The 22849-nt window shown below is 54.3% G+C and carries 25 protein-coding genes; 12 read left to right on the forward strand and 13 right to left on the reverse strand.

What is annotated here, in order from left to right; translation table 11 throughout:
* The first annotated feature begins 237 nt into the window (after positions 1–237).
* From QKW35_RS02275 to QKW35_RS02305, 7 genes are all read left to right on the forward strand, one after another.
* Entirely contained in the window at positions 238–1275 is a 1038-nt protein-coding gene (locus QKW35_RS02275) for a rod shape-determining protein (protein ID WP_282350500.1), read from the forward strand.
* A 109-nt stretch (positions 1276–1384) separates the two neighbouring features.
* Entirely contained in the window at positions 1385–2221 is an 837-nt protein-coding gene (gene mreC / locus QKW35_RS02280) for a rod shape-determining protein MreC (RefSeq protein ID WP_282350501.1), read from the forward strand.
* Positions 2218–2706 (forward strand): rod shape-determining protein MreD, encoded by a 489-nt coding sequence (gene mreD, locus QKW35_RS02285; RefSeq protein WP_282350502.1) that lies wholly within the window; start codon positions 2218–2220, stop codon positions 2704–2706. The genes mreC and mreD overlap by 4 nt, the downstream gene beginning before the upstream one ends.
* On the forward strand, positions 2696–3313 hold the full coding sequence (locus QKW35_RS02290) for a Maf family protein (RefSeq protein ID WP_282350503.1): 618 nt from the start codon (positions 2696–2698) through the stop codon (positions 3311–3313). Before mreD ends, QKW35_RS02290 begins: the two co-directional genes overlap by 11 nt.
* Before the next feature lie 25 nt (positions 3314–3338).
* Positions 3339–4826 (forward strand): ribonuclease G, encoded by a 1488-nt coding sequence (gene rng / locus QKW35_RS02295; protein ID WP_282350505.1) that lies wholly within the window; start codon positions 3339–3341, stop codon positions 4824–4826.
* Positions 4827–4836: 10 nt separating this feature from the next.
* Complete coding sequence (locus QKW35_RS02300; RefSeq protein ID WP_282350506.1) at positions 4837–8709, forward strand: YhdP family protein; 3873 nt, start codon at positions 4837–4839, stop codon at positions 8707–8709.
* Positions 8709–9569, forward strand: a complete 861-nt coding sequence (locus QKW35_RS02305) for a carbon-nitrogen hydrolase family protein (RefSeq protein ID WP_282350507.1) — start codon at positions 8709–8711, stop codon at positions 9567–9569. The genes QKW35_RS02300 and QKW35_RS02305 overlap by 1 nt, the downstream gene beginning before the upstream one ends.
* A 15-nt stretch (positions 9570–9584) precedes the next feature.
* Here QKW35_RS02305 and yjgA read toward each other — a convergent pair whose 3' ends face one another.
* The 13 genes from yjgA to QKW35_RS02370 form a co-directional block, all read right to left on the reverse strand.
* Entirely contained in the window at positions 9585–10121 is a 537-nt protein-coding gene (yjgA, locus tag QKW35_RS02310) for a ribosome biogenesis factor YjgA (protein ID WP_282350508.1), read from the reverse strand.
* 9 nt (positions 10122–10130) lie between these two features.
* Positions 10131–11480: a magnesium transporter gene (mgtE, locus tag QKW35_RS02315; protein WP_282350509.1), complete on the reverse strand. Its 1350-nt coding sequence runs from the start codon at positions 11478–11480 to the stop codon at positions 10131–10133.
* Between the two features lie 179 nt (positions 11481–11659).
* Positions 11660–11929, reverse strand: coding sequence for an HPr family phosphocarrier protein (locus QKW35_RS02320; protein ID WP_282350510.1), 270 nt, complete (start codon positions 11927–11929; stop codon positions 11660–11662).
* Positions 11930–11942: 13 nt separating this feature from the next.
* A complete protein-coding gene (gene rapZ / locus QKW35_RS02325; protein WP_282350511.1) occupies positions 11943–12800 on the reverse strand; it encodes an RNase adapter RapZ in 858 nt (285 codons plus the stop codon).
* A 35-nt stretch (positions 12801–12835) separates the two neighbouring features.
* Positions 12836–13291: a PTS IIA-like nitrogen regulatory protein PtsN gene (ptsN, locus tag QKW35_RS02330; RefSeq protein WP_282350512.1), complete on the reverse strand. Its 456-nt coding sequence runs from the start codon at positions 13289–13291 to the stop codon at positions 12836–12838.
* A 23-nt stretch (positions 13292–13314) separates the two neighbouring features.
* A complete protein-coding gene (gene hpf / locus QKW35_RS02335) occupies positions 13315–13605 on the reverse strand; it encodes a ribosome hibernation-promoting factor, HPF/YfiA family (protein WP_282350513.1) in 291 nt (96 codons plus the stop codon).
* A gap of 50 nt (positions 13606–13655) precedes the next feature.
* Entirely contained in the window at positions 13656–15167 is a 1512-nt protein-coding gene (locus tag QKW35_RS02340) for an RNA polymerase factor sigma-54 (protein ID WP_282350514.1), read from the reverse strand.
* A gap of 54 nt (positions 15168–15221) precedes the next feature.
* Positions 15222–15947 (reverse strand): LPS export ABC transporter ATP-binding protein, encoded by a 726-nt coding sequence (gene lptB, locus QKW35_RS02345; RefSeq protein WP_282350515.1) that lies wholly within the window; start codon positions 15945–15947, stop codon positions 15222–15224.
* The gene (gene lptA / locus QKW35_RS02350; protein ID WP_282350516.1) at positions 15944–16453 is read right to left on the reverse strand and encodes a lipopolysaccharide transport periplasmic protein LptA; all 510 of its coding nucleotides are present in this window, start codon (positions 16451–16453) and stop codon (positions 15944–15946) included. Before lptA ends, lptB begins: the two co-directional genes overlap by 4 nt.
* Entirely contained in the window at positions 16443–17012 is a 570-nt protein-coding gene (gene lptC, locus QKW35_RS02355) for an LPS export ABC transporter periplasmic protein LptC (protein ID WP_282350517.1), read from the reverse strand. The genes lptA and lptC overlap by 11 nt, the downstream gene beginning before the upstream one ends.
* Positions 17012–17554, reverse strand: a complete 543-nt coding sequence (locus QKW35_RS02360) for a KdsC family phosphatase (RefSeq protein ID WP_282350519.1) — start codon at positions 17552–17554, stop codon at positions 17012–17014. Before QKW35_RS02360 ends, lptC begins: the two co-directional genes overlap by 1 nt.
* 56 nt (positions 17555–17610) lie before the next feature.
* Positions 17611–18585, reverse strand: coding sequence for a KpsF/GutQ family sugar-phosphate isomerase (locus QKW35_RS02365; protein ID WP_282350520.1), 975 nt, complete (start codon positions 18583–18585; stop codon positions 17611–17613).
* A gap of 20 nt (positions 18586–18605) precedes the next feature.
* Positions 18606–19559, reverse strand: coding sequence for a calcium/sodium antiporter (locus tag QKW35_RS02370; protein WP_282350521.1), 954 nt, complete (start codon positions 19557–19559; stop codon positions 18606–18608).
* A gap of 258 nt (positions 19560–19817) precedes the next feature.
* On the opposite strand from QKW35_RS02370, the gene QKW35_RS02375 reads away from it, so the two are divergent.
* The 5 genes from QKW35_RS02375 to QKW35_RS02395 are packed head-to-tail and all read left to right on the forward strand — an operon-like array spanning position 19818 to position 22815.
* Positions 19818–20627 carry an ATP-binding cassette domain-containing protein gene (locus QKW35_RS02375; protein WP_282350522.1) on the forward strand — a complete coding sequence of 270 codons (810 nt, stop codon included), beginning with the start codon at positions 19818–19820 and terminating at the stop codon, positions 20625–20627.
* Between the two features lie 2 nt (positions 20628–20629).
* A complete protein-coding gene (mlaE, locus tag QKW35_RS02380; protein ID WP_282350523.1) occupies positions 20630–21412 on the forward strand; it encodes a lipid asymmetry maintenance ABC transporter permease subunit MlaE in 783 nt (260 codons plus the stop codon).
* Between the two features lies 1 nt (position 21413).
* A complete protein-coding gene (gene mlaD, locus QKW35_RS02385) occupies positions 21414–21869 on the forward strand; it encodes an outer membrane lipid asymmetry maintenance protein MlaD (RefSeq protein WP_282350524.1) in 456 nt (151 codons plus the stop codon).
* Positions 21870–21878: 9 nt separating this feature from the next.
* Complete coding sequence (locus QKW35_RS02390; RefSeq protein WP_282350525.1) at positions 21879–22526, forward strand: MlaC/ttg2D family ABC transporter substrate-binding protein; 648 nt, start codon at positions 21879–21881, stop codon at positions 22524–22526.
* The gene (locus QKW35_RS02395; protein WP_282350526.1) at positions 22519–22815 is read left to right on the forward strand and encodes an STAS domain-containing protein; all 297 of its coding nucleotides are present in this window, start codon (positions 22519–22521) and stop codon (positions 22813–22815) included. The genes QKW35_RS02390 and QKW35_RS02395 overlap by 8 nt, the downstream gene beginning before the upstream one ends.
* Positions 22816–22849 lie beyond the last annotated feature (34 nt).

Genomic DNA, 22849 nt, shown 5'->3' on the forward strand with positions numbered 1-22849 from the left:
CGTGCTTTTTGGTGACGGCTGGTGTGAACCCGGGTGTCGCAATCAGCCGACTTTGTTGGTGATCTGGCGACAGTTTTTTAGAAATGGTTAAAAATCATTGAGAAACGGGCACTTGATTCAGGTTTAGTCCACTTATGGGGCGCTTTGAATCTTGCTGAACGGGCACCCGATTGTTAGAGTTAGCGGTCTGAAAATAGTGCTCATTCCGTCCTTTAGATTCCCAGGATAAAGAATTCCATGCTCAAGAAAATTCGTGGCCTTTTTTCCAGCGACCTGTCCATCGACTTGGGCACCGCAAACACCCTGATATACGTTCGTGATAAGGACATAGTACTAGATGAGCCTTCTGTTGTTGCGATTCGCGAAACAGGTAACCAGAAATCGGTAGCTGCGGTAGGTGCTGACGCGAAGCGCATGCTGGGGCGTACGCCAGGCAACATCACTGCGATCCGTCCAATGAAAGATGGCGTAATCGCCGACTTCCACGTGACTGAGAAGATGTTGCAGTACTTCATCAGCAAAGTTCACGATAACAGTTTCCTGACACCAAGCCCGCGCGTACTGGTGTGTGTGCCCTGCAAATCCACCCAGGTCGAACGTCGTGCAATCAAAGAATCTGCGATGGGCGCAGGTGCCCGTGAGGTATACCTGATTGATGAGCCAATGGCCGCGGCAATTGGTGCTGGTCTGCCGGTAGAGGAAGCCGCCGGTTCTATGGTGGTGGATCTCGGTGGTGGTACCACCGAGATCGCAGTGATCTCTCTGAACGGTATCGTGTACGCTGACTCTGTGCGTGTCGGCGGTGACCGCTTTGATGAATCTATCGTCACCTACGTGCGCCGTAACTACGGTAGTCTGATTGGTGAATCCACTGCAGAGCGCATCAAGCAGGAGATTGGTACTGCGTATCCGGCGAGCGAAATTCGCGAGATCGACGTACGTGGTCGCAACCTGGCTGAAGGTATTCCACGTAGCTTCACCCTGAATAGCAATGAAATCCTGGAATCCCTGCAGGAGCCGCTATCTTCCATCGTGCAGTCTGTGAAGAGCGCACTGGAACAGTGTCCGCCAGAACTGGCATCCGATATTGCTGAGCGCGGTATTGTGCTGACCGGTGGTGGAGCCCTGCTGCGTAACCTGGATCGCCTGATCAGCGAAGAGACCGGCCTGCCGGTTGTCGTGGCTGAAGACCCGCTGACCTGTGTGGCACGTGGCGGCGGTAAGGCGCTGGAGATGCTGGACAAGCACGCGGTAGAACTGGTTACTCACGACTAATCCGTGCATTGTGATGATGTTACACGCTGTGGGCACCTGGTAACCGAACAACGGAGTTGGGGGGTGTCCCATTAATCCTATCTTTCGAAGCGGGTCCTCCCGCTTCTTCATGATTGTCCTTCTGCTGTCCTTTATCCTGATTGCCGCCGATGTAACCTGGAATGGCATGCGGCAGGGGCGTGCCTATATCGCACTGATCCTGACGCCGGTGCAGTGGCTGGTGGATCTGCCCGCAGAGGTAGCCGATGAGGTGTCCGACGTGGTGGTGGACCGCGGCCTGTTGATGAAGGAGAACGCGCGTCTCAAAGCAGATGCGTTGTTGCTGGAACAGAAAGGCCAACAGCTGGCGAGCCTGACCGAAGAGAACAAACGTTTGCGCGCACTGTTGAGCGGTCGCCAGCGTATTCCGGACGAAGTAACCCTGGTTGAGCTGATCGGCGTGAACCCCGATCCGTTCCAACATCAGGTGATTATCGATCAGGGAAGTGAAGACGGTATCTATCTGGGGCAACCTGTACTAGATGCCGGCGGCGTAATGGGGCAGGTGGTGGAGATGTCACACTACACCAGCCGGGTCATGCTGATTACCGATACCCGTCATGCGATTCCGGTTGAGTTGAACCGGACAGGCTTCCGCGCCATTGCGCTGGGTAAAGGCGAGCCCGACGAGCTCGAACTGCAGCATGTATCTGATACCACCGATATTCAGGTGGGTGACCTGCTGGTGACTTCCGGTTTGGGAGGGCGTTTCCCACGCGGTTATCCGGTTGCGGTGGTAACCGAGGTAATCCACGATCCGGGCCAGACCTTCTCCAAGGTGCGGGCGAAACCATCTGCGCGTCTGGATAAGAGCCGACACCTGTTGCTTGTGGATCGGGCTGAACCGATCGAGCCGGCTGATCTGGATGCATCCGCTGATCCGATCATTACGGAGAGTGGCGAGTGAGCGCACAAAAGCAGGGCGGTGGCCTGATCATCTTCGCCACCTTCCTGTGTGGCATTGTACTGAGTCAGATGCCGCTACCGGACTTTGTCGGTTGGGCGCGCCCGGAATGGGTGGCGATGATCCTGATCTACTGGGTGATGGCACTGCCGCATTCGGTTGGGGTCGGTTCCGGGTTTGTAGCTGGTTTAGTCCTGGATGTGATCCGTGGCAGTGTGCTGGGCGCCAATGCTCTGGCGCTGGCGATCGTGGCCTACTTTGCGTCGATTCTCTATCGCCGGATGCGTGTGTTTCCGATCTGGCAGCAGTCGTTACTGGTGATGGTCATCGTCGGCATTCACCAACTGATCCTGCATTGGGTGCAGATGGTGGTTGGATTTACCGGTGACAGCCTGCTGTTTTTGTTACCTTCTCTGGTCAGTGCGGTCTTCTGGCCATTTATATTCCTCTTTTTACGCCGGATAAGGCGAACTTTTTATGTCTCCTGACACTCATAGAGACTCGTGTGCTGAACATAGAATCGGGCTGGTGCTTGCGTCTGCATCGCCCCGGCGCCGTGAGCTGCTGCAGCAGATCGGTGTTCGGTTCAGCGTGATGCCGGTGGATATCTGTGAAGACGTTCATCCTGGAGAAAATCCTGCGGCTTATGTCGCGCGATTGGCCAAAGAAAAAGCGGAAGCGGGACTGGCGCACAGCGATGCGGCGGCGGTCCTGGGATCCGATACCTCGGTGGTGATGTCTGGACAGATCCTCGGTAAACCGGTGGATGCGGACGATGCGGAACGGATGTTGATGTCTCTGTCGGGCAGCAACCACGAGGTTATGACTGGTGTTGCACTGGCAACAGCACAGGAAACACAGGTGTGTGTTGTTACCACTGTTGTACACTTTAAAGAGTTAAGCCCTGAAACCTGCCGTGCATACTGGCAGAGTGGTGAGCCGCACGACAAAGCGGGCGCCTACGGTATTCAGGGACTGGGTGCTGTATTTGTTGACCGCATTGAGGGCAGTTACTCCTCTGTGGTTGGATTACCGCTGGCCGAGACGGCCGAGATGCTCATAAAGGCGGGAATCCCGATCTGGCAACCGGAATAAGTTGCATCTGCGCCAAGGAGCAAACATGGGCGAAGAGATTCTGATCAATTTTACTCCGATGGAAACCCGCGTAGCCGTGATCGAAAACGGCATGCCTCAGGAGGTTTACATCGAGCGAGTCCGTCGTCGCGGAATCGTTGGCAACATCTATCAGGGCAAGGTGGTACGTGTACTGCCTGGCATGCAGGCGGCATTCGTCGAGATCGGCCTGGAGCGTGCTGCATTTATTCATGTAGAAGATGTACTGCCACAAACTGCAACCGCGGAAGAAAAAAGCAATGCTTCTATCGCGCACCAGCTGCGTGAGGGGCAATCCCTGCTGGTTCAGGTGACCAAGGACCCAATCGGTACCAAGGGCGCACGGCTAACCACCCACCTCTCGATCCCTTCCCGTTACCTGGTATACATGCCGGGCAATGATCATATCGGTGTCTCTCAGCGAATTGAAGATGTAGAGGAGCGTGATCGCCTGCGCAGCATCATCAATGAACTGCTGGATGAGCTGAGTGAAGGCGAAGAGGGCGGCAAGTCGAAAAAGGGCGGCTTCATCCTGCGTACAGTGGCTGAGGGGGCTTCGGAGGAAGAGTTACGTGAGGATATCAAGTTCCTGCGTCGTCTTTGGGGTAAGATCCAGCGCAACTTGAAGGGCGCAAAGGCCCCGTCGGTGATCTACGAGGATCTGCCGCTGAACATGCGTACCCTGCGTGATATGGCGCATACCGGCCTGGAGCGCATTCGTATCGATTCCCGCGAAACCTACCAGAAGGCCACGGAGTTTGTGCAGTCGCTGGTACCGGAGATTGCCGAGAAGCTGGAGTACTATCCGGGTGAGCGCCCGATCTTCGACCTCTTCAATGTGGAAGAGGAGTTGCAGCGTGCGTTGGGGCGCAAAGTGGAGCTGAAATCCGGTGGTTACCTGATCTTCGACCAAACCGAAGCGATGACCACGGTAGACGTGAATACCGGTGCCTTTGTCGGGCACCGCAATCTGGAAGAGACTATCTTTAAGACGAACCTGGAGGCCGCAACGGCTATCGGTCGTCAGTTGAGGCTGCGTAACCTGGGCGGGATCATCATTATCGACTTTATCGATATGGAAGATCCGGATCACCAACGCCAGGTACTGCGGACCCTGGAGCGGGTGCTGGAGAAAGATCATGCCAAGTGCAAGGTGACCGGCGTCTCTGATCTGGGCCTGGTCGAAATGACCCGCAAACGCACCCGTGAAAGCCTGGAACATGTGCTCTGTGAAACCTGCGAGCAGTGCCAGGGCCGGGGCTCTATCAAAACGGCGGAAACGGTTTGCTACGAGATTTTTCGTGAGATACTGCGTCAGCACCGCGCCTATGATACCGACTCCTATCTGGTGTTGGCGGCTCAGAATGTGGTGGAGTACATGGTTGATGATGCGTCCGACCATGTTGCCGAGTTGGAAGATTTTATCGGTAAGACAATCCGTTTCCAGGTGGAAACCATGTATAGCGCAGAGCAGTACGACGTAGTGCTGCGATAGCAGGTAGGCAATGATCGCCCATACAAAACGTTTGATCTGGCTGTGCTACTGGGTTGCAGTGGCATTGCTGGGGCTGGCCGCATTGCTGGTTGTTATCCTGCGACTGGCATACCCTCAGCTGCCTGCCTATCAGCAGACCATTGAAACCCGTCTTTCTGAGGTCGTGGGTGCTGAGGTATCGTTTGGGCAGATACGTACCTACTGGCGTGGTCAGAATCCGGTGTTGGAGCTGGACGCTGTCCGTGTCGAGGGTGATACCGCTGTGCGTGTGGATAAGGCGGTTGTTGCGTTGGACCTGCCCCGTTCGCTTGCCTACCAGCAGTTGGTGTTCACCCAACTGGAGTTGGAGCAGCCCGATATCCGTATCCGAGCAGGCTTGCCGGCACCCGCTCAGGAAGCGGTAAGCGATCCCGTCTCTCGTCCATTTGATCCTGAACACGCCAAAGGTGCGGCGCTGTTGAAGTTGCTGCTGCGTCAGGAGCGGATATCCATAAACAACGCCTCGCTTGACCTGCAGCTGGGTGACTTGCCGGCGATACAGTTTGATTCCCTCTCCGCCAACTTACGCTCATCTGGTGAAATGCATCAGTTGAAGCTCGACGGTGCGTTCGTGAACGGTGAGCAGCGGGTTCCTGTTCGTTTTACCGCAGAAGTAAAAGGAAGTGTCCGCAGCCAGCCGCTGAACTTTTATTTCGATCTTCCCGAGATTTCCCAGGATGTGATCAATCCCTGGCTGGCGTATGCCAAGCTGGAACCTTTGGAAACACTGGATGCCCACCTGCGTCTGTGGGGTGCCTATCAGCGTCGGGCACTGAACTACCTGTATCTGGATACCGAGATTGCTTCTTTGAAAGCGGCTGCGCAGACGCTGTCCGATGTGGATCTGAACCTGACATTGCAGCAGGCAGAGAGTGGGTATCAGGGGCAGTTGAGCGGTGAACTGACTGCCAATGAGAAGCCCTATCAGCTACCGCTTCTGGCTGCGACCTGGGAGGAAGGTCTGGGCTTGATGCCGGACCGCTTTTCAATGGATGCACTCGACCTGCAGAAGTTGATGAGCTGGCTGGACGGTCAGCCGTTTCTACCCTACATGGCGCAACGCGCGGTGACCATGCTGAAGCCACAGGGATATGTCGAGAACCTGCAGGTACGCTGGCAGGCCCCGGAATGGAAGGCGTTTGTCGCCAACGCGGACCTGATCAACGTCTCCGTTTCGCCATGGGGGGGCGCGCCGGGGCTCAGGTACATTACCGGGCGGTTACGGCATGATGTATCGGGCGGCTCAATCGATCTGGATAACAACCGGTTTGCGATGTCCTTCCCTGACCTGAAGATGCCGGAGTGGCAGTACAGCTTCGCCCGTGGTCACGTGAACTGGGCTCTAACCGATACTGCAGTGGAAGTCGGCTCTGGCTTGCTGCAGCTAAAAAACAAAGATGTCACCGCATCGGGACGTTTCTATTTCCGCATGCCGTACGACAAGGACGGGCAGACCGACCTCACATTGCTGATTGGCGTGCGCGATAGCTTGGGAACCGCCTTTAGAGAGTATATTCCGCCCAAAGAAGTGGGATTGCAGACCCACAAGTGGTTGATGGAGGCGATCCAGGGCGGAACTGTACGCAGTGGGGGCTTTATGTTGAATGCCAATACTCGCGCACGTTTACCGGATTATCAGAAACCTCTAGTGCAGTTGTTTCTGAACGTTGATGGCTTGCAGTTTGGCTTTGATCAGGAATGGCCAAGTGTGACTTCGGGGCAGGGACACTTCCTATACCGCGATTTCGGTTTCCTGGCGGAAGCCAAAGGTAAGTTTTTCGACTCGACGGTTAAGGAAGCTTGGGTCTACAGCGCACCGGGCGCGACTCGGCTACAGATCCTGGGCAATGCGAGCGGCGACGCCAGCGATATTCGCCGTACACTGATGGAGACGCCAATCCGCTCCGAAGTGGGTGAGGAGCTGCCACGCTGGGAGTGGTCGGCGAATGCGGACACTGCCCTTGATGTTGATATTGCGTTGGACCGCTCTCGTAAGCCTCGAGTTGTGGCATCAACCCGGCTTGAAAATGGGCGCTTTGTCTCGGTTGAAGATCGCCTGTCGTTTGAGAACCTGGCAGGGGACTTGAGCTTTTCCACCGCGAAAGGCTTACAGAGTGACAAGCTGGCTGGCACCCTGTTTGGCCAGCCCGTGAGTGCAACGATCAAGTCTGAGCCCGATGAGAAGTCTGGACAGGTGACAAAGGTAGCCCTCACGGGCAAGGCCAATATGCGTCAGATTGAGCAATGGCTGAATCAGCCGTATTTGGCGGTTGCGGAAGGGATAACCGATTACACGGCAGATCTGGAGTTGTGTACGGCCAGCCCGTTCTGTAGCTTCCTGAAAATACGTTCTAACCTGCAGGGCGTAACTGTAGTGGCACCGGCACCGCTGGGTAAGGAGGCAGATCAGAAACGTCATTTCGACATGATGTATGCCTTGGGAGACCCCAGACGACAGAAACTTTGGTTGAACTATAACGGTGATCTGCGCGCTGTGTTCCAGCTGGCGCAAGATAAAGTTGAATCGGGTCGGGTGGTGATTGGAGGCAAAGAAGCCAAATTGCCGGTGAATCCAGGATTATGGATTGAAGGGCAGCTTGCACAACTTGATGTGGCAGAGCTTCGTGCCTTCCTGAATAAAGCGGGATTTGTTCAAACAGACCTGCAAGCCGATTTAGTGCAGGATGCACCCGATATCGCAGGTGATTTCTCGCTGCAGGATATTCGCATGCAGATCGGAGAGCTGACGTCAGGTGGCTTGGCGTTGGACAACCTTTCTAGTGAGATCCGGAAGGTAAAAGATGGCTGGCGCATCAGTGGGGAAAACCCAATGCTTAAAGGTGTGTTATTTCTGCCTGACGATAAGAAGCGGATTGCCAGTCTCAACCTGGATTACCTGAATATTCAAAAGGGGCAGTTCGACACCGAGGGTGAAAAGGCTGAAAGCTCCGGCTCGGAGGCGCAAGGGTTTAACGCGTCAGAACTACCGCTGATCGATCTGGCCGTCAAATCGGTGACCGTCAACGATAAGCCTTACGGTGCCTGGATGTTGGAGATGCGACCGGATGCCACTGGCGCTACCTTCCAGAATGTCAGGGGGGATCTGTTTGGCGTAGAGGTTACCGGGGATGCGCGTTGGGCGACCGCTGGCATAGAGCATTCCGTGATGCTGATGCGTTTCCAGGGAGAAGACTTAAACCCGCTGTTCAGTGCCTGGGGCTACGACCGGTTCGTTGAGACCAAGTACCTGGAGGCCAATGCCAATATGATCTGGCTTGGTGCGCCCTGGGCGTTTGGTGTGGATAAGTTGAATGGCCACGTTGAGATGTTGGCTAAGAACGGCCGCATCATCCAGGCGGGTGAATCCGGACAATTCCTGCGTGTGTTGGGGATTCTGAACCTGGAGACGGTGGGGCGACGTTTACGCCTCGATTTCTCCGACCTGTTTGCACAAGGGCTGGCGTTTGACCGTCTCAGTGCGGACTATGACCTGAGAAATGGAGTGGCGATAAGCCGTCAGCCGTTCAGCCTGAAAGGCCCGTCAGCGGATATGACCCTATCGGGTTCGTTGGATCTGGTGAACGAGACGGTCGACAAAGACATGGAAGTGGTGCTACCGGTGACCAAGAACTTGCCGGTGATGAGTGTATTACTGGGGCAGCCTCAGGTTGCCGGTGCGGTGTTCCTGATCGATAAACTGATTGGTGACAAACTTGAGAAGTTCACCACCATCAAATACCACCTCTCCGGTGACTGGAGTGATCCGCAGCTGAAACTGGAGCAGAAGGCGAAATCGGGCAATCTGCAGCGCAATGAAGATACGCTCTTTCAGGGGGATAACTGATGATTAACTCGGCAGATGCTGCAGGGCAGAGTGGTAACACGGTAGCGCTGCTGCAGATGGTGTCGACCGATTCGGTTGCTGACAACCTGCAGCAGGCTGAGGTGTTGTTGGCGGATGCGGCGCGGCAGGGCGCTGTGATGGCAGTGCTGCCGGAGAACTTTGCGTTGCTCGATACCGCGAATCTTAGATCACTGGCGGAAACCGGACTGGACCATGTCGTGCAGTTTCTCTGTCGTCAGGCTGTGGAGAAGGGGTTGTGGATTGTAGCCGGCAGTCTGCCGATGGCGACTACATCGCAAGGGGATGAGGTATCTGCCCCTCACGTACGCTCGGTCTGTCTGGTGATTGATACGTTGGGCCATATTCGTGCTCGCTATGACAAAATACACCTTTTTGATGTCGACGTGGCGGATGCGCAGGGCTGTTACCGTGAGTCAGATAGCGTAGAAGCGGGTAATGAGTTGGTGGTGGTTGATACTCCACTGGGGAGGTTGGGCCTAACGATCTGTTACGACCTGCGTTTCCCGGAACAGTATCAACGGCTGCGCGATGCCGGTGCCGACATGATCGTGGTGCCCTCAGCCTTTACCTATGTGACCGGGGAGGCGCACTGGGAGGTGCTGCTGCGTGCCCGGGCGGTCGAAAACCAGGTGTACATGCTGGGGGTAAACCAGGGTGGGGAGCACAGCCCATCGCGTCAGACTTGGGGGCACTCAATGGTGGTGGATCCCTGGGGACGAATGGTTGCCGCTTGTGAGATGGGCGTCGGTGTTGTGACAACGACGATTGACCTTGATGCACAGGCTGATCTGCGCAAAAAAATGCCGGTGCAGGAGCACCGGCATCGGAGTGGATTCTGAGACGATCTGACGTCTTTATCCCAGTTGCGCTTCTGCCAGCTCGCGCAGGTATTTGAACAGCTTGCGGGCTGAAGCCGGTGGCTGCTGTTTCTCCGCTTCCTTCTTAGCGTTACGGATAAGCTGACGCAAGTGCTGAATATCGGCACTGGGGTTTTCGCTCAGGTACGCCTGCAGCTCGTCATTGCCACCTTCTATCAGTCGGTCGCGCCAGCGCTCAAGTTTATGGAACATGGCGGTATAGGCTTGGCTGCCTGCATCAAAACGATCTACGGCGGTCTGGATCGTTTCTGCATCTTCAGAGCGCATCAGGCGGCCCACATAGTTCATGTGACGCTTCATGGCGTTACTGCGCGGCTTGATACGGCTGCACTCTACGATAGCGGCGCGCAGTGCGTCGGACATCGGCACGGTTTTCAGCTGATCAGCTGTCAGTGTGGCGAGTTTTTCACCCAGATCCTGCAGCGCGTGCATTTCGCGCTTCATCTGTGTTTTGCTGACCCACTCGATATCGTCGTCGTGAGAATCGTTGGAAAAATCTTCTTCGTTAACCATGAAAAACCATTAGCTATAAAACACCGTGGCCAGGCCCAGGAAGGCAAAAAATCCGACCACATCGGTAATTGTTGTTAGCAGGACGCTACCGGCCAGTGCCGGGTCGATGCCTACTGCTTTTAGGCCCAGCGGCAGCAATGTGCCCGCGATGGCGCCTGCGATAAGGTTGATGACAATCGCCAGAGCGATGATCATGCCGATCGTCATATCCTGGAACCAGACCACGGCAACCGCCGCAACCACCAGGGCCCAGAGAACGCCGTTCATGGCGCCTACCACCATCTCACGGTTGAGTAGCCAGCCGGCGTTGGAACGTTCCACGTGGCCCAGCGCCTGACCACGGATCACCAGGGTCAGTGTCTGGGAGCCGGCAATGCCACCCATCGAGGCGACAATCGGCATCAGGACTGCAAGGGCGACCACCTTGTCGATTGTCTCTTCAAACAGGCCGATAACCGCTGAAGCTACAAAGGCGGTGATCAGGTTGATCCCCAGCCACAGCGCACGGCGGCGGGTCGTTTTCATGACTGGGGCGAAGGTGTCTTCGTCCTCGTCCAGACCCGCCATGCTCATCAGAGAGTGCTCGGCATCCTCTCGAATGACGTCCACCACGTCATCGATGGTGATACGGCCCAACAGGTGGCCTTCTTCGTCGATTACCGGGGCTGAGACCAGGTCGTGCTGTTCGAACAGTACTGCCACTTCGCTGTCGGGCATATCCGCTGGAATTGGCTCGATATCGGTCACCATGATCTCGCGAACGGTGATGTTCGGGTCAGATACCAGCAGTTTGGTCAGTGGCAGGATGCCGATGTAGGAGTCCTTTCGGCTGACCACGATCAGGCTGTCGGTCATCTCCGGGATCTCTTTGTGGCGACGTATATAACGCAGCGCGGTATCCACAGACACGTCCGGACGGATGGTTACCGTATCGGTATTCATTAAGCCGCCCGCAGTATCCTCAGGATAGGACAGCGCGTCCTCGACACGCTTGCGGTTCTGCTTGTCCATGATGCGCAGCAGCTCTTTCATTACCGTGTCAGGTAGCTGCTGGATCACGTCGACCATATCGTCGGTGTCCAGGGATTCGGTGATCGCCAGTACCTCGGATGCGTCCATTCGGCTCAGGATTTCAGCCTGAACGTCGTCGCCAAGATACTGCAGGACATCACCTTCAAGATCTTTGCTGATCAGGTTCCACAGTACCTGACGCTCTTTTGGTGGTGACTTCTCGACCAGGCGGGCAACTTCCGCCGGACGCAGACTATGGTTGAGGATAAAGCGGATCTGCTGAAACTCACCACTGTCCAGCGCATCGGATAGCTTTTCGAAATGTGTTCTCTGCGCTGATGAAGTCATACCACGGAATCTCGTCACTGAGGGTTGGAGGGCAAAACCCGCCCCAATTATAGCGGAATGTAAACCGTGGAATAACCCATCAAATGGGTGCGGATTGCAATTAGGTGCGTGTGAAGAGTATCTAAACTACGGAATATTACGAGGATTGGTAGGAGATGATTGTAGCGGGGAGGAGCCTGTCACTCCTCCTCGTCGAAACGGTTGTTAACGAGCGTTTCGATAGCCTGCATCGCTTCGATTTCGTCTTCGCCTTCAACCGAAAAAACCAGCTCGGTACCAATGCTGGCCGCCAGCATCATGACAGACATAATGCTTTTTCCATCCACCTGGCGCCCTTCTTTAGCGATTTTGATGTTGCTGGAAAAGCGGCTGGTGACCCCGGTCAGCTTGGCCGCAGCACGGGCGTGGAGGCCCAGTTTGTTGATGATCTCTAGCTTTTTTTCAATCATTGGCGCAGGTCTGTCACTTCAGTTCCCGATGGCGGACATGAACATTATCCATAAGTTGTTCGAAATGAGAAGCTAAACGGGTCGCGAGGTATACCGAGCGGTGGTGGCCACCGGTACAGCCGATGGCAATCGTGATGTAGCTGCGGTTATTTGCAGCGAAACGGGGCAGCCAGCATTCCAGATACTGGGTGATGTGCTCCTGCATCTCGTTGACTTCCTCGGATTCGGAGAGGAAGTCGATCACCGGCTGTTCAAGGCCGGTGTGTTGGCGCAGTTCCGGAATCCAGTACGGATTGGGCAAAACGCGCACGTCGTATACGATGTCAGCATCCAGCGGCACACCGTGCTTGAAACCGAATGACTCGAACTGAACCGCCAGGGCCTGTTCGCTACGGTCGGCAATCCGGTGTTTGACCGAGTCGCGCAGGTCATACAGATTCAGGCGGGTGGTGTCGATGCGCAGATCGGCCATTTTTGCGATCGGTTCCAGCAGTTGTTGTTCAAGCTGGATCGATTCGAGCAGACCACGGGTGTCATCGGAGAGCGGATGTTTGCGGCGTGTAGAGCTGTACCGTTTCAGCAGTGTTGCTTCAGACGCATCAAGATACAGGACCTCGTAGGAGGCTTCCTGCTTCTGCTTGAGGTCTTCAAGTATGCCGGGTAGTTGCTTGAGGTTGCTCAGCAGGTTACGGGCGTCGATGCTGATGGCGATCCGCTCCGGATGTTGTGGATCGCTGGTCATCTGCGTAACCAGCGAGGGCAATAGGGTCGCTGGCAGGTTATCAATGCAGTAAAAACCGATATCTTCCAGCGCCTGCAGGGCGGTACTTTTACCGGATCCTGAGCGGCCGCTAATAACAACGAGCTTCATGTCCCTCTCCTGTATGTGGTGAAGCGTTTGTTATGTTACTTGCTCAAATCGGAAATTACGTTAAACAGCGCAGCGTCACTTTGAGAAGCACGCAACGCGCTGCGCACCGCTTCCTGGCTGAAGAGCTCCGCTGCTGACGCCAAGGTCTGCAGATGTTCTTCGCAAGCCTCTTCGGGTACGACAAGGGTAAAAATCAGATCAACCGGCTTCCCGTCAATTGAGTCAAAATCGATCGGCTCGCTGAGGGTGATGAGATACCCCAGTGCAGTCGGGCAGTCCTTCAGGCGGCAATGGGGAATGGCAACGCCGTCCCCGATCCCTGTACTGCCAAGGCGTTCACGCCCAAGCAAGCCGGCAAAGACGGTGTCAGCGTCCAGGCCCGGGTTCTGGTCGGCGATCAGTTGGCTGGTTTGTTCCAGTAGACGTTTTTTGCTGCCACCCTCAAGACCACACAGGGTTCTTGAGGGTGTCAGTAGCTTTTGGATCAACATAGGTGGTGTTGAATGGATAAGACTTATTTGTGTTTTTTCATTTTTTCTTTGTGCTTGATGATCTGACGATCCAGTTTATCGATCAGGCCATCAATCGACGCATACATATCGTCGTGTTCGTGGGTAGCGAAAATCTGACCGCCTGCCACGTGCATATCACCTTCTGCAATCTGACGTTTTTTGTCGACGCTGAGCGTTACTTGAACGTTGGTGATGTTGTCGAAGTGGCGCTCCAGCTTCTCGAACTTGGAGTGCACGTAATTGCTCATAGATTCAGTCAGTTCGACATGATGACCAGTGATATTGATCTGCATAGGTCTCTCCTATTGGCAGTGACTGTATTCGTCCTGTGTTTCCGTTTCCATTAAACCAGACGCTTGCGTTCATTAGAAGGCGGAATGTTCATCGCCTCCCGATATTTTGCGATTGTACGTCTGGCAACTTTGAATCCCTGTTCGTCCAGGAACTGTGCAATTTTGTTGTCGCTGAGTGGTTTGGCCGGGTTTTCCGCGGCGACCAGCTTCTTAATCAAGGCTCGGATTGCGGTCGAGGAGGCCGCTCCGCCGTCGTTGGTGTTAACGTGGCTGGAGAAAAAGTACTTGAGTTCAAAGATACCCCTGGGGGTGTGCATGTACTTCTGGGTGGTCACGCGGGAGATGGTGGATTCGTGCATCTCTACTGCTTCCGCAATATCATGAAGCACCATCGGCTTCATCCCTTCTTCCCCGTGCTCAAGGAATCCTTCCTGGCGTTTGACGATCTCGTTAGCCACTTTCATCAGGGTATCGTTACGGCTTTGCAGACTCTTGATGAACCAGCGGGCTTCCTGTAGGTGGCTTTTCAGGTAGTTGTTGTCGGCGCTGTTGTCGGCACGGCGAACCAGGTCGGCGTAGCCGGAATTGATGCGCAGGCGAGGTGATACTTCCGGGTTAAGGTTGACAGTCCAGACTCCGCGCTGTTTTGTCACGATCACATCCGGGATCACGTATTCCGCAGCGCTGGAGGTGATGGATGCACCCGGCTTAGGGTTCAACTGCTGAATCAGCAGAATCACCTGCTGCAGCTGGGGTTCTTTCAGACGTGCTTTGCGCATCAGCTGGCGGTAGTCATGAGTGCCCAATAGCTTCAGGTAGTTGCGCACGACGGTTAGCGCCTGTTTCTTCCAGGTCGTATCGTCAGGCATCTGTTCCAGCTGAATGGCCAGGCATTCGCTCAGGTCACGTGCGCCAACACCGGCTGGATCAAACTGTTGGATACGGCGCAACACGGCTTCGATCTCATCCAGTTCCAGCTCTTGCAGGCTATCTTCCTGCCGCAGGTGTTCATGGATCTCTTCCAGAGCGACTGTGAGGTAGCCGTCAGGATCGATACCGTCGATCAGGCTAGTCGCGATAAGACGATCCTGGTCGCTCATTGGCGTCAGGTTCAGTTGCCAGTGCAGATGATCCTGCAGGGTTTCTTCGGCGGTGTCGTTGGATTCGAAGCTGCCTTCACCATCATCTCGTGAACCCGCGGGGGTAGTGCTTTGGAAGGTATCGTCCCAGCTGCTGTCAGTGCTCAGTTCGGCCGGGATCTCATCGTTCCAGTTGTCATCGGCAACTTGAGTGTCTTCGGTATGCTCCTGCTCGACGGCGGCGGTTACTTCGGTTTCTGGCTGAGTCTCGGGCCCCGCGTCTTGCTGACTCTTTTCTTCGTTGCCGGAGGGCGCATCGGAGTCGCCGTCTTCGCTGACGTCCAGCATCGGGTTGTTCTCAAGCGCTTCCTGAATTTCCTGTTGCAGGTCCAGTGTGGAGAGCTGCAGCAACCGAATCGCCTGCTGTAGCTGCGGCGTCATGGTGAGTTGCTGGCCAATTTTCAGTTGTAGCGCTTGCTTCATAACTACTCGATAGAAACCTATTGCGTTTAAAGAAAGTAGAGCTTTTTTAACAGCTTAGAGCTGGAATGTATCACCCAGATAGGCAGCACGCACAGCATTATTCTGCATAATAGCATCCGGTGCACCACTTGCGAGGATTGTGCCCTCACTTACGATGTAGGCTTTTTCACAGATATCCAGGGTTTCGCGTACGTTGTGGTCGGTGATCAGAATTCCGATCCCTTTGCTCTGAAGATGCTTGATCGTGCTTTTGATGTCGTTGACTGAGATCGGGTCTACACCGGCAAAAGGTTCATCCAGCAGGATAAAAGAGGGTTCGGTTGCCAGTGCACGCGCTATCTCGACGCGCCGACGCTCACCACCGGACAGACTCATGCCGAGGCTATCGATGATGTGGGTGATGTGGAACTCTTCCAGCAGTTCGAACATCTTTGTTTCGCGCTGCTGCTTGTTCAGGTCCTGGCGGGTTTCCAGGATCGCCAGAATATTGTCGCGTACGCTGAGTTTCCTGAAGATCGAGGCTTCCTGTGGCAGATAGCCGATCCCGCAGCGGGCGCGGCCATGCATTGGAAGCTGGGTGATTTCCTGCTTATCGATCATAACCTTGCCGCGATCGGCGCGGATCAATCCAACAATCATGTAGAAACAGGTGGTTTTGCCGGCACCGTTAGGGCCCAGCAAGCCGACGATCTCTCCGCTCTTGATTGAGAGAGATACGTCTTTGATGACCTCGCGGCCTTTATAGCTTTTTGCCAGGTTGCTCGCCTGTAGCTTACTCATTGAGCATCCTTATTATTAGACGGCTGGATGATCATCTCTACGCGACCTGCACTGCCTTCTTTTGTGTCACTGAAGGCATCTACGATTGAGGTTTTCAGATCATAGAGAATACGGTCACCGGTGAAAGTGTCTTTGTCGCTGATTACCTTGGCGTTTTTTTTCAGCGTCAGGTGCTCTTTTTCCACCTTGTAGATTATGGTGTCACCCCAGGCGTCAGTGTACGGCTTGTCTAGCTCTGGTTTCTGGCGGAAGTGGGCCTGTTCGCCATACGCAGTCACGATCTCAACACCTTTATTGCCACGCTGTAGCTCCACACGTTCGGCCTCGATCAGCAGGGTGCCTTGTGTGATCTTGACGTCACCACGATACACGGTTAAGCCGGTCTTTTCGTCGATGGATGCGCTGTCAGCACTGACGTGGATCGGCTTTTCACGGTCTTCCGGCAGGGCCTGTGCCGTCATGCTGAACAGTGCGGTGACCATTAGCGCCAGAAACTTATTTCTCATTCTCATGCTTTCCCTGAACATTGGATAACAGATTAAGCGTTTGCTCTTCAAACGAGGCCTTCATGCCTACCGCGTCGTATCGCACATTGTCGGACAGGATGGTAACGGGTAGATCTGTTTCAGCAAACTTGGTGTCGGGGTAGAGCGTCAGCTTTTCCGTCAGGACGCGAGTCTCGATACCGGTGGTGGACCTATCATTAACGCGAACATCACCTGTTAGCAAGGCTTTGCTGCGGTCGTCGGGTAGGGTGCCTTTGTTGGAGTCAGTTGTGGTAACGGTGCCGTCTTCTCTGTACAGCACGATATGCGGGGTGCTAAGCGCGCTGATTTGCTGGTCCGGATAGTGATCCAGACGCGGTGAAATAAGTTCCTGCTCAAGCTGCCCTTTCATGTTAAACACCCGGGTATGGGCATCGGTGGCAAAGTAGTCTTCACCTTCCTGCAGGGCGCGAGGAGGTTCTGTACGGTGCTCACTGGGTGCAATGCCCAGTCCCCAGTACAGCAGGATCGGGCCTAGCAGTAGGGCAGCAATAAACAGGCGGATACGGGCGCTTAGCACTACAGGTAAGGCTCCTGAACCTGATCAAGCTTGTTCTGGGCGGCCAGGATCTTTTCGCAGAACTCGCGGCCTGCACCTTCGCCACCACGGCGTTTAGTACACCAGTCGGCGTGCTGCTGTACCAATGGGTGGCCATTGGGTACGGTAGCACCGAAGGACACGGCGCGAATTGCCGAAAGGTCGGGCAGATCGTCACCGATGTAGGCGGTAGTCTCCGCACTGTGTCCGCTACGCTGCCACAGCTCCTGCAAGGCAGTCAGTTTGTCTTCCCTGCCCTGTTCCAGATAGGTAATGCCCAGCGCGCGGGCGCGCAGTTCAACCTGCGGTGAACGACGGCCAGTAATGATGGCGGTTTCGATACCCCCTTTTTCCAGCAGCTTGATACCAAGCCCATCCAGGGTATTAAATTGTTTTACTTCCTGGCCGTCCGGCAGGAACAGAAGCTGGCCGTTGGTCAGGATGCCGTCGACATCAAAAACGGCCAGTTTAACGTCCTGTAATTTTGTGATCTGTTCGTCAGTCAGGTCCTGACACCAGTCCATAACGGCTTGCTCCAGCTGTATTGTTAAAACGCAGTGTTCATTAAAAGGCGATAAAATCAGAGTACGCCTGCTTTTAGCAGGTCGTGCATGTTCAGTGCGCCTACCGGTTTGTTGGCATCATCAACAACCAGCAGAGCATTGATCTTTTTGCTCTCCATAATCTGCAGACACTCGGCAGCCAGAATATCGGCTTTGATGGTGGTGCAGTTGGCGGTCATCACCTGTTCGATCGGGGTGCTCTTCAGGTTTACGTCCTGATCCAGCGCGCGTCGCAAGTCGCCATCGGTAAAGATGCCGATTACAGCGCCATCTTCATCCAGTACGGCAGTCATGCCTAAGCGTTTTTGGGTCACCTCAAACAGTGCGTCGTAGAGCAATGTACCGGCTTTAACACTTGGTACATCCGTGCCGGTGTGCATGACATTTTCGACTTTGAGCAACAGGCGGCGGCCCAGGCTGCCACCCGGGTGTGAAAACGCAAAGTCTTCTTCGCTGAAGCCTTTGGCTTCAAGCAGGGCAATCGCCAGTGCATCACCCAGTACAAGCTGGGTGGTGGTGCTTGAGGTCGGTGCCAGATTTAGCGGGCAGGCTTCTTTCTCAACGCCGATATGCAGATTAGCATCCGCAGCACGGGAGAGGTTGGAATCCGGTTTGGCTGTCATGCTGATCAAGGGGATATTGATACGTTTGAACAGCGGTAGAATGGTTACGATCTCAGAGGTTTCGCCTGAGTTGGACAACGCCAGAACTACATCGTCTCGCGTGAACATGCCCAGGTCGCCGTGACTGGCTTCACCCGGATGTACGAAGAATGCCGGGGTGCCGGTGCTCGCTAGCGTGGCTGCGATCTTACGGCCAATATGACCAGACTTACCCATGCCGGTCACAATGATGCGACCCTTGCACTGACTCATCAATTCGCATGCGCGCTGAAAGTCACCGTCCAGATGGTTTTCCAGTTCCTGTACTGCTTCGGCTTCCAATTGGATGGTACGGCGTGCGGACGCCAGAAAATCAGCTTGTTTTGTCATAGTACTCTCAGGGACTGAAATTAAACCGCCATATTGTATAGCAGGACCAGATAGCCTGCATACACCGCTGCCAGTACTGCGCCTTCGGCGCGGCTGATTGACGGCGGTTTCTGTAGGAAACCAAACACCATCAGGGCAACAGTTAATGCCAGCATGGTGCTGTAGTCTCGTAGGATAACGATGTTGTCGATATCCAACGGTGCGATCAGGCCCGGTACGGCCATAACTGCGACCAGGTTGAAGATGTTGGAGCCAACCACGTTACCGATTGCCATATCATGGTGGCCTTTGAGTGCGCTTGCTATAGAGGCGGCGAGTTCAGGTAAGCTGGTTCCGATCGCTACGATAGTCAGGCCGATCACCAGTTCGCTAACTCCCAGTCCCAAGGCGACTTCGGTGGCACCCCAGACCAGCAGGCGAGAGCTTCCGGCAAGAATGATAAGGCCAACGACCAACCAGAATACTGCGATACCGGTTTTGAGTTCGGGCAGTTCTTCCTCTTCCTCTTCGCTCTCCTCTGCGGAGGCTGTTTTTTGGAAACGCTGGAAGAGATATAGGCTAAGCGCCAGCATCGCCAGCAGTACAACGCTGTCGATCATGTTGAGTTTCAGGTCCAGCAACAGCATGCCAGCCATGATCGTGATACCTAGCAGCAGCGGAATTTCACGTCGCAGAACACCTGATTTCACCGGCAGTGGTGCGATTAAGGCGGTGATACCCAACACCAATGCAATGTTAGCGATGTTTGAACCTAAAGCGTTGCCTACCGCCAGATCACCCGCATCGTTGATGGACGCCATATAGGACACCAGAATTTCAGGGGCCGATGTCCCAAAGGACACAATTGTCAGGCCGATGAGCATCGGCGACATGCCGAAATTACGGGCTGTGGCAGCTGCGCCAATAACAAAGCGGTCAGCACTCCATACTAAAAGCACCAATCCAGCGATGATTGCAAGTGAAGGGTAGAGCATTACTTCTCTCGTTGCCGTTGATTTGAGGGGCTATTAAAACAGAATGCGCATTGCGATTAAACGCCGTTTACCGCGGCGAGCGGAATAATCTTATGCAGTGTACAGCACTATAATTTGTTCAGATTTTAAGACCCCAGTGTTACAATCTGCCCCCTTTTGAACTATGGCAGGGAGAAATGGGCCGTATTTCATTCGTAAAGTTTTGCAAGCGTAGCGAAATGAATGAATCAGTCAGGGCTCCGTGCATCTATTAGGCCTATGGATAGCTTCGAAGACGTTATCATCGATATACAAAACCTGAGCTTTGCGCGTGGGGAGCGGGCGATCTATAACAACGTGGACATTCAAGTGCCACGGGGAAAGATTACCGCCATCATGGGGCCTTCGGGTACCGGTAAAACCACCTTGCTGAAGCTCATCGGTGGGCAGTTGAAGCCTGATCAGGGCTCAATTTTGGTTGCCGGAAAAGATATTCCACGCCTCGGCCGGCGCGAGCTATTTGATATGCGTGCCCGCATGGGAATGCTGTTTCAAAGTGGCGCGCTGTTTACCGATATCAGTGTCTACGAGAATGTTGCGTTTCCATTGCGTGTGCATACGGATCTGTCTGAAGAGATGATCCGTGATGTAGTGTTGATGAAGTTACATGCGGTCGGACTGCGTGGTGCGCGGGATCTGATGCCAAGTGAATTGTCAGGCGGTATGGCGCGTCGCGTGGCACTGGCGCGTGCGATTGCACTGGATCCGGAAATCGTGATGTACGACGAGCCGTTTGCAGGTCAGGATCCGATTGCTATGGGTGTGCTGGTCAATCTGATTCGGCGTCTGAACCGCGCACTGGGTCACACCAGTATTATCGTATCCCATGATATTCAGGAGACGCTGGGGATTGCAGACTATATCTATCTGATCTCCGATGCTGAAGTGATTGCTCGAGGTACACCGGAGGAGATCGCGAATACATCCTCGCAGAAGGTCCGTCAGTTTATCGATGGACTGCCCGATGGGCCGGTGCCGTTCCACTTCCCGGCTGGGGATTATCAGTCAGAACTTTTGCAGGACAGCTGAGTATGCTGGATTTAGTTGCCCGTCTTGGGCACAAGGGATTAAAAAAGCTGGAAGCGTTTGGTTCGGCCGGCGTTATTTTGATGCAGGCGCTGGTTGCCCGGCCGCAGCCGTTTACCATGTTGCCGTTGGTGGTAAAACAGATCCACTTTGTCGGCGTATTGTCGCTGATAATTATCGTCGTATCCGGTCTCTTTATCGGTATGGTGCTTGGGCTGCAGGGCTACACAATCTTGGTGGACTACGGTTCCGAGCAAGCAGTGGGGCAGATGGTGGCCTTGAGCCTGGTGCGTGAGTTGGCGCCGGTGGTGACCGCGTTGCTGTTTGCCGGCCGTGCCGGGTCGGCGCTGACGGCGGAAATCGGTCTGATGAAGGCAACTGAACAGTTGTCGAGTCTGGAAATGATCGGCGTCGACCCACTGAGACGCATAATTGCGCCTCGTTTCTGGGCGGGTTTTATTTGCTTACCGGTGTTGGCGACTATTTTTTCCCTCGTGGGGATTATGGGTGGTGCACTGGTAGGGATTGATTGGCTGGGAATTTACGAAGGGTCTTTCTGGTCGAATATGCAGAATTCTGTCGATTTCCGTGAAGATATTCTAAACGGATTGATCAAGGCAGTGGTCTTTGGTTTTGTCGTCACCTGGATCGCAGTATTTCAGGGGTACGATTGTGTTCCGACGTCAGAGGGGATCAGCGATGCTACCACTAAAACCGTGGTGTACTCATCGCTTTCAGTGTTGGCACTGGATTTCGTTCTGACTGCATTAATGTTTGGAGATCTATAGTATGCGCATCCGAGTCATGGAGATCGGAGTTGGTGCTTTTTTGCTGGCGGGCATGGTTGCCCTGTTGATGCTGGCACTGAACGTAAGCGGCCTGAATCTGGAACGTAAGAATACTTACAAGGTCTATGCACGTTTCGAGAATATTGGAGGGCTGACCGAGCGCTCCAAGGTGACTATGTCGGGTGTACTGATTGGTCAGGTCAGCGATATCCGTCTGGATCAGGATGCGTTGCAGGCGTTGGTTGAGATGGAGATTCATGAGGAGGTGGATTTCCTGTCCATCGACAGTTCTGCTTCTATACTGACTGCGGGTTTGTTGGGTGAAAAGTACATCGGTGTTGTCGTTGGTGCAGAAGAGGAGTATCTGCAGGACGGAGATTTCTTTGAGGATACCCAGTCGGCACTGGTGCTGGAGGACTTGATTGGTAAGTTCCTCTTCAACGAAGTTTCAGAGTAAGGATTGTCTATGATTGAGCAGCTGTTTAGTCGTGTGCTGGTTATTGTTTCCGCTTTTATGCTGGTGGTCGCAATGCCGGCTACTGCATCGTGGGAGGAGGCTAGCCAGGTGGTGGACGATGCCACCGGAAAAATGTTCTCGCTACTGGAAGATCCAAGCTACAGAGAGGAAGCGAAGTTTGATGCTCTGATGTCCGAAATAGACAGCTTGCTCGAGCCAGTAGTCGATTTTCCATACATCTCCAAGCTGGTGATGGGTAAATATTACCGTAAGGCATCAGAGGCTGAGCGTGCCCAGTTTTCAGATGTGTTCCGTACAACGCTGCTGAAAACTTATGCCAAAGCGATCGTTGGGTTCGACATCAAGGGGTATGAGATTGTCCCGGCTAAGAATAAGAGTCCGAAACCGGACAAGCAGATTGTCACTGTTGAAGTAACTTCCGGTGCAGGCACCAAGTACCTGCTGGTTTATTACATGCGCAAAAAACAGGGTGAATGGCGTCTGGTTAACGTAGTTCTCGACGGTGTAAACCTGCGTCTGACGTTTAAAAACCAGTTTGCAGATCTGGCGCAGAAATCCCGTGGCGATGTGAGCAAGACAGTTGCGCTGTGGAAAGAACACGTTGATCCGGATGCGAGCACTGCAGGCAATGGCTGATTGGAGTGTTGAGCGCGCGGGGGAAAACGAAGTACGTTTGACCGGTGAATTGCGCTTTGCGGATATCATGTCCATCCGTAAAACGCTGGATCAGCTGCTAGGTAAGATGAAGGGTGATGTGGTTGTGGATTTCTCCGGCGTGACCCGTGTCGATAGCTCGGCCTTGTCTCTCTGGATGTGTGGCCTGAGGCGCGCTGAAGCGCTTAGTATTACCCTGAAACCGGCAAACGTGCCGGCTGAGATGCAATCGATCGCCGGCCTGGTTGGTCTGAGTCAGTGTCTCAGTTGATTCCCGCTGTTCAGAAGGCGATCCCACGGATCGC

It is taken from the genome of Pontibacterium granulatum (assembly GCF_029961155.1).
Classification (GTDB): domain Bacteria; phylum Pseudomonadota; class Gammaproteobacteria; order Pseudomonadales; family Balneatricaceae; genus Pontibacterium; species Pontibacterium granulatum.